The following is a 6,000-nucleotide window of genomic DNA, read 5'->3' as shown; positions in this document are numbered from 1 at the left end:
AGATACAGGGCTCGTGATGCATATTTAATTGAAGAGCCTTTTGCCGCCGCAATTGGAGCAGGTTTGCCTGTCATGGATCCTACTGGTAGTATGGTAGCGGACATTGGTGGCGGAACGACTGATGTGGCCACGATTTCTTTGGGGGGAATTGTTTCGAGCCGCTCAATTAGAATGGCGGGTGATAAGTTTGATGAATCCATCATTGCTTATGTACGTCAGGAATTCAATCTATTAATTGGTGAAAGAACCGCAGAACAACTAAAGATGGAAATTGGCTCTGCTTCAATTGAGAAGGCTGTTGATTTACCCAACATGAGTATTCGTGGGCGAGATTTAGTCACAGGTTTACCTAAAACTGTCGATCTAAAGGCTGTTGATGTGGCTAAAGCTATTCATGAAGATATTGAAGAAATTGTTAATGCCATCAAAGAAACCTTAGAAGAAACTTCTCCAGAGATTGCTGCTGATGTTATTGATCATGGAATAGTCTTAACAGGCGGAGGCGCGTTATTGAATAACCTTTCCGAAGTTATATCTGATTCTACAAAAGTTCCAGTTTTTGTGGCTCAAGATCCATTAGATTGTGTAGCCATTGGTACGGGTGAATCTTTAAAAAATCTTGATGTCATACGACAACATCGCTAAAAGGGTGGGGGAGCCCCCACCTTTTTACTTTAATGGAGGGTTTCATGCGTAACTTTTTTTCAAATAAAAAGTTAATTATTTTTATGGTTGTAATTATCGTAATCATTTCGACAATTACAGCTTCTTTAACTTTTAGTAAAAGAAGGTCCCAACCTGCCTTTATTCATCAAGCAGGCAATGATGGTTTAGGTATTATTGGTAATGTTGTTGCATTACCAATTAATGGGGTTCGCAATATCGGCGATAATTTTTCTAATCTGTTTGATACTTATCAGGAAAACCGACGTTTAAAGGCTCATTTGGATGATTTGGCTCAAACTAAAGCTCAAATTAGTGCGTTAAAAAAAGAAAATCAGGATCTTAAACGGCAAGTTAAATTAAATAAGACTCTCACTGATTATCATCAAATTACAGCTTCTGTAATTTCGCGTTCTCCCAATAATTGGCAAAATTATTTAATAATTAATAAAGGCGCACTTTCCGGTGTTAAGAAGGATATGCCAGTAATGTCCGGATCTGGATTAGTGGGTCGAGTAGTAGAAGTTAATCAAACCAATTCCAAGGTGGGATTAATTTCTACTGATAAATCTTTAAGTAATAAATTTGCTGTTGAAGTTACTAAAAATAGTGGTAATGATACAAGCGGAATTATTGACCGCTATGACAAAGATGATAATTTATTAGTAATGACTAATGTTGCTTCAGCTGATAAGGTAAAGACAGGACAAAAAGTTATCACTTCTGGTTTAGGCGGACTTACTCCAAGAGGGCTATATGTAGGCAAAGTAGTAAAAATTAAAAAAGACGATTATGGTTTAGTTTCATCTATTTATGTTAAACCTGCTACAGATTTGAATAATTTTACAATTGTAACTGTTATTAGTCGGGATGTTGAACATGGTTGATTTAAAAAGTAAAACTGCAAAATATATTGGTCAATTTATAATATTGCTGTTAGGATTTTTTTTGGATGGTTCTTTAAAAAGCACTTTTACTAATTTAAATAAACCTAGTTTTCAGGTTTCACTGCAAATATTGTTATTATTATTAGTAATAATGGTCTTGCACGATCAAAAAGAGGACAACCACTTATTTTGGTATAGTTTGATACTAGGAGTTTTGTATGATTCTTATTACTCAAGAATTTTTGGCTTATATTCTACTATCCTTCCATTAACAGTAATCGTTGTGCAAACAGTGCAGAGTTATATACCTGAGTCGTTTGTTTTCGAATGGAGTATGTATTTCATTGTCCTTACTATTTCCATGCTATATTTATATATAATTGGGGTATTTTTAAATTTGGCATTGGTAGATATGACTCGTTTTATAACAGATTGGTTAGGACCGACGTTATTAGTCAATTCAATTATTTTTTTAGTTTTGTATTTTCCAATGACTAAGCTAATTAATTGGCTGTGGCAATAATTTAGGGGGATTAGTGTGAAAAGCGTGACGTTAAAGGGGAAAGGCAATAAATATTATTTAGAAATTAATTCTGATGAGAGCTTTTCGCAAACATTAGTAGAACTCAAAAGTTTATTAGAAAAATTAAAGCAGACGATGCCTAAGTCTGTAAAAAAGACGCCCATTGTACTTGATACACAATATCGGTTACTAAAAGATGAGCAACTTGAACAAATTCAGAAAGTAATTTCCAAATTTTCAATTTTTGAGCTTCAGCAAGTAGTCAGTCAAGTCTGGAGTCGTCAAAAAGTTAAACAATTGTTAAATCGTAGTTTTTTAAATATTGAAACAAGAATTATTCGTTCAGGCAAGGTAGTTGATTATCAAGGTAATTTGTTGCTTTTAGGCAATGTGCATAAAGGAGCAGTAATTCGCGCTCAAGGTGATATTTATGTAGCTGGACAAGTTGATGGCATTATTCATGCGGGTTATCCTGATAACAATGATGCTATTATTACTGGAAATATTCGTCGTGCTAGTCAAATTAGAATTAGTGACTTAATTCAGATTGTCGCAGATATGGATCAGCCTAAATTAACGCAACATTCTTTATTTTATATTAATGATTTACATGTTATCGCTGAAGATAAAATTACTAATTTGCATGATATAAAACCTCGCCGTGAAATTACATTAGAGTAAGGAGAAAGCCATGGGAACTTCAATCGTAGTGACGTCTGGTAAGGGTGGCGTCGGCAAATCTACTACTGCTGCTAATTTAGGTTTAGCCTTAGTTCACGCAGGTAAAAGAATTTGTGTAGTAGATTTAGACGTAGGCTTACGTAATTTGGATACTATCTTAGGGTTGAGTGATCGGGTTATTTATGATGTGATTGATGTAATTGAAAATAGGGTAGATGTATTTCAGGCTTTAGTCCAACATCCTAATTATGAAGATCGGCTTTATCTTTTAGCAGCTTCACAAAGCGCTACACAGGGCAATTTAAATATCGAGCGCATGCGTGAAATAATTACAGATTTGAAAACAGCTTTTGATTTTGTTATTTTAGATTGTCCTGCAGGTATCGAAAGAGGCTTTAAAGCTGCCATTGCGGTGGCAGATAGTGCCTTGATTGTCACTACTCCTGAAATTGCTGCTGTTAGTGATGCTGATCGCGTGGTAGGTCTTCTAGAAGATGCACATTTGCCCTACGGAATGCATTTAGTAATTAATCGTGTACGCGTCCAAATGTTGCAAAATGGAAAATCGATGGATATTCAAAATATTGTTGATCGCTTGTCGGTACCCTTAATTGGAGTGATCGTGGACGATGATGAGGTCATTGCGACTTCTAATAAGGGACAGTCTGTAGTTGCAAATCAATCTGATAATCCTGCTGCTGTTGGATATTTTCATTTAGCACATCGAATTTTAGGGGAAAACATTCCTCTTAATGAAATAGATATGGAAAAAAGTGTTGACAAGAAGAATGGTTTTTGGTATCGTATGTTCCATCATTAAAAATAAATTAAAAATAAATGACAATGATCAAGATAGATATGAATGAACATTTTTAGAGAAGCTGTGGTTGCTGTAAACAGTTAATGCCTTCATAGAACACACTTGTGAGTTGATGGGTAATACCATCCGGTGACTGCCGTTAGCTAGTAGTAGTTTATAACTACCAGAGTTGTTTTAGCGTGAGCTGAGCATAAATTGAGGTGGGACCGCGATCGCATTCGTCCTCTTGAGTATATTTACTCAAGAGGATTTTTTATTTTTTTAAATAAATTAGAATAGTCAGGTGATTATTATGACGTATATTGGGAAAATTTTACCATCGTTATTGAATGGGGCTAAGGTAACTTTATTATTATTCGCTATAACTTTAATTTTATCAATTCCCTTAGGAGTACTTCTTAGCTGGGGGCTAAGAAGTAAAGTCAAACCATTGAAGTGGATATTAAGCTGCTATGTCTGGTTAATGCGTGGTACTCCTTTATTATTACAATTAATATTTATCTTTTATGGTTTGCCGACAATTGGAATTGTCTTTGAACGCTTTACTGCGGCAGCAGTAGCTTTTACACTTAATTATGCTGCTTACTTTGCAGAAATTTTTCGGGGCGGGCTTCAAGCTGTTAGCCAAGATCAGCGCGAAGCTGCGGCAGTATTAGGATTAAGTCGTCTACAAGCCTTCAGATTCATCGTCTGGCCGCAAGTTTTAAAGATTGTCTTGCCTTCCATTGGTAATGAAGTTATTAATCTTATTAAAGATTCATCCTTAGTTTATGTTTTAGGAATCGGTGATTTATTACGGGCCGGTAATGTGGCAACTGCTCGTGATGTGACCCTCTTGCCCCTTCTATTAGTAGGAATTATTTATTTAGCTATGACGGCTATTTTAACTTATATTCAGACAAAAATTGAACAGAGGTTTTCATATTATGAATAAACAACAGCCTATTCTAGAATTAGTTAATATAACAAAGACTTTTAATACTCAATTAATTTTTCAAAATATTAATTTACAAGTTCAGCCTCATACTATCTTATCAATAGTAGGTCCTAGCGGTGTGGGAAAAACGACTTTATTGCGAACAATTCTTGGCTTAGAAGATGTTGATCAAGGACAGTTCTTGCTTAATGGTCAGCAATTTGATCCACATAACCACCGGCAAAATGACATTGGAGTAGTTTTTCAAGATTACCGCTTATTTCCTAATTTAACAGTTTTAGAAAATATTACTTTAGCACCTATCCAAGTGCAAGGATTAAATCAGGAACAGGTCTTGCAGAAGGCTAAAAAATTACTTGATTCCTTAGGACTTTATCAAAAGGGAAATTTATATCCTTATCAACTATCAGGAGGGCAAAAACAACGTGTAGCCATTGCCCGAGCCTTAATTTTACAGCCTAAAATACTTTGTTACGATGAGCCAACTAGTGCGTTAGATGCTACTAGTAAAGGTCAAGTGGCAGAATTATTAGAACAATTTAAGGCGTCTGGTAAGACTCAATTAGTTGTTACCCATGACTTGGAATTTGCCAAAGAAGTGTCTGATAAAATATTTAAATTGGAGCAACAGTCATGAAAAAAAAGTTAATAATATTATTCGGATTTTTATTCTTAATTGGGCTAAGTGCCTGTAGCAATGGGCAGCGGGTTGGCACCAGTAAAGAGGCATTGATAGTTGGAATTGATGATTCCTTTGTACCTATGGGATTTCAAACATCAGCTGGAAAATTAACCGGATTTGATGTTGCTGTTGCCCAAAAGGTTGGTCAAGTTATTCATCGCAAACTTATTTTTCAAACAATTGATTGGTCTATGAAAGAAACAGAACTTCGCAATGGAACGATTGATTTAATTTGGAATGGTTATACCAAAACTCCTGAACGGGCTGCTAAAGTTTATTTTTCTCATCCCTATCTGCGAAATCAGCAGGTAGTAGTTGTGAAAAAAGCAGATCATATTACCACATTAAAACAATTGCAAAATAAGACAGTCGGTGTGCAATCAGGATCAACCGGTTATGAAGATTTAATGCAGCAGCCACAAATATTAAAAAATATTATTCGTAACCAGACACCAGTTCAATATGATAATATTCAAAATGGTATGTTAGACTTAAAAGCCGGCCGTATTCAAGGTTTTTTAATTGATCGTGTATTTGCGGAATACTATTTGAAACACGATCGCCAACAGCACCAATATCAAATTTTAGTTACACCTTATCGTAGTGAAAATTTTGCTGTGGGAATGCGCAAACATGACTATGCTTTGCAAAAGCAAATTGACCAGGCTTTAAAACATTTGAAAGATACTGGACAATTAAAAAGCTTGAGTGAACAGTGGTTTGGTAAGGATATTACGCAATAAATTTTAAAATCTAATATGTGTTTATGTAATAACAAAAGGCCAGGACAAAAATTTGCCCAGGTCT

Annotated in this window: 8 protein-coding genes and 1 other annotated feature; all 8 genes read left to right on the top strand. The window is 35.2% G+C overall.

From position 1 onward, the window contains the following. Nucleotides 1–645, top strand: a 645-nt coding sequence (mreB, locus tag EQ827_RS03830) for a rod shape-determining protein MreB (RefSeq protein ID WP_181189660.1), incomplete at its 5' end; no start/stop codon positions are given. 44 nt (nucleotides 646–689) lie between these two features. Beyond that, entirely contained in the window at nucleotides 690–1,550 is an 861-nt protein-coding gene (mreC, locus tag EQ827_RS03825) for a rod shape-determining protein MreC (protein ID WP_181189659.1), read from the top strand. Then, nucleotides 1,543–2,073, top strand: a complete 531-nt coding sequence (gene mreD, locus EQ827_RS03820) for a rod shape-determining protein MreD (RefSeq protein ID WP_181189658.1) — start codon at nucleotides 1,543–1,545, stop codon at nucleotides 2,071–2,073. The genes mreC and mreD overlap by 8 nt, the downstream gene beginning before the upstream one ends. A 15-nt stretch (nucleotides 2,074–2,088) precedes the next feature. Then, complete coding sequence (locus tag EQ827_RS03815) at nucleotides 2,089–2,754, top strand: septum site-determining protein MinC (RefSeq protein ID WP_181189657.1); 666 nt, start codon at nucleotides 2,089–2,091, stop codon at nucleotides 2,752–2,754. 10 nt (nucleotides 2,755–2,764) lie between these two features. Further along, nucleotides 2,765–3,574, top strand: coding sequence for a septum site-determining protein MinD (minD, locus tag EQ827_RS03810; RefSeq protein WP_181189656.1), 810 nt, complete (start codon nucleotides 2,765–2,767; stop codon nucleotides 3,572–3,574). A gap of 14 nt (nucleotides 3,575–3,588) precedes the next feature. Beyond that, nucleotides 3,589–3,803, top strand: a binding site (T-box leader). A 63-nt stretch (nucleotides 3,804–3,866) separates the two neighbouring features. Beyond that, the gene (locus EQ827_RS03805) at nucleotides 3,867–4,508 is read left to right on the top strand and encodes an amino acid ABC transporter permease (protein WP_181189655.1); all 642 of its coding nucleotides are present in this window, start codon (nucleotides 3,867–3,869) and stop codon (nucleotides 4,506–4,508) included. A gap of 10 nt (nucleotides 4,509–4,518) precedes the next feature. Continuing rightward, the gene (locus EQ827_RS03800) at nucleotides 4,519–5,148 is read left to right on the top strand and encodes an amino acid ABC transporter ATP-binding protein (protein ID WP_181189665.1); all 630 of its coding nucleotides are present in this window, start codon (nucleotides 4,519–4,521) and stop codon (nucleotides 5,146–5,148) included. Then, nucleotides 5,145–5,936 carry an amino acid ABC transporter substrate-binding protein gene (locus EQ827_RS03795; protein WP_181189654.1) on the top strand — a complete coding sequence of 264 codons (792 nt, stop codon included), beginning with the start codon at nucleotides 5,145–5,147 and terminating at the stop codon, nucleotides 5,934–5,936. Before EQ827_RS03800 ends, EQ827_RS03795 begins: the two co-directional genes overlap by 4 nt. Nucleotides 5,937–6,000: the final 64 nt, after the last annotated feature.

The sequence above is a fragment of the Bombilactobacillus bombi genome (assembly GCF_013607485.1).
GTDB lineage: Bacteria > Bacillota > Bacilli > Lactobacillales > Lactobacillaceae > Bombilactobacillus > Bombilactobacillus bombi_A.
Note: the sequence above shows the minus strand (reverse complement) of the source record. Positions and strands in the feature narration are given on the sequence as shown.